The 587-nt window shown below is 63.2% G+C and carries 2 protein-coding genes; both read left to right on the forward strand.

The window, feature by feature from the left end; all coding sequences use genetic code 11:
• Entirely contained in the window at positions 1-294 is a 294-nt protein-coding gene (esxG, locus tag ACZYZ9_RS26440; protein ID WP_463829107.1) for a type VII secretion system protein EsxG, read from the forward strand.
• A gap of 30 nt (positions 295-324) precedes the next feature.
• Positions 325-587, forward strand: a 263-nt coding sequence (locus ACZYZ9_RS26445; protein ID WP_463829108.1) for a WXG100 family type VII secretion target, incomplete at its 3' end; no start/stop codon positions are given.

The raw sequence follows: 587 nt of genomic DNA on the forward strand, positions 1-587 counted from the left end.
ATGAGTTTGTTGGATGCTCATATTCCGCAGTTGGTGTCGTCGCAGTCGGCGTTCGGTGCCAAGGCGGGGTTGATGCGGCACACGATTGGTCAGGCGGAGCAGGCGGCGATGTCGGCGCAGGCGTTTCACCAGGGTGAGTCCTCGGCGGCGTTTCAGGCTGCGCATGCCCGGTTTGTGGAGATGGCGGCGCGGGTGAACACGTTGCTGGACATCGCGCAGGCCAACCTGGGTGAGGCTGCGGGTACTTATGTGGCTGCCGATGCCGCGGCCGCGTCGACCTACACCGGTTTCTGAGCCGGTTCCTTCGAGTTTTAAGGACTTGTGATGTCGCAGATCATGTACAACTACCCGGCGATGCTGGCGCACGCGGGGGATATGTCGGGCTATGCCGGGACCATGTCGGGGCTGGGTGCGGATATCTCTGCTGAGCAGGCTGCGTTGCAGAATGCCTGGCAGGGTGACACCGGGGTGACCTATCAGGCGTGGCAGGTGCAGTGGAACCAGGCCATGACCGATCTGGTGCGGGCCTATCAGTCGATGGCCAGCACCCATGAGGCCAACACCATGGCCATGCTGGCCCGCGACGG

The sequence above is a fragment of the Mycobacterium sp. IDUB_28 genome, assembly GCF_055419285.1.

Bases quoted from the DNA above. Each gene is read 5' to 3' on its own strand.
- esxG (WP_463829107.1), top strand. From the start codon at position 1: ATGAGTTTGTTGGATGCTCATATTCCGCAGTTGGTGTCGTCGCAGTCG.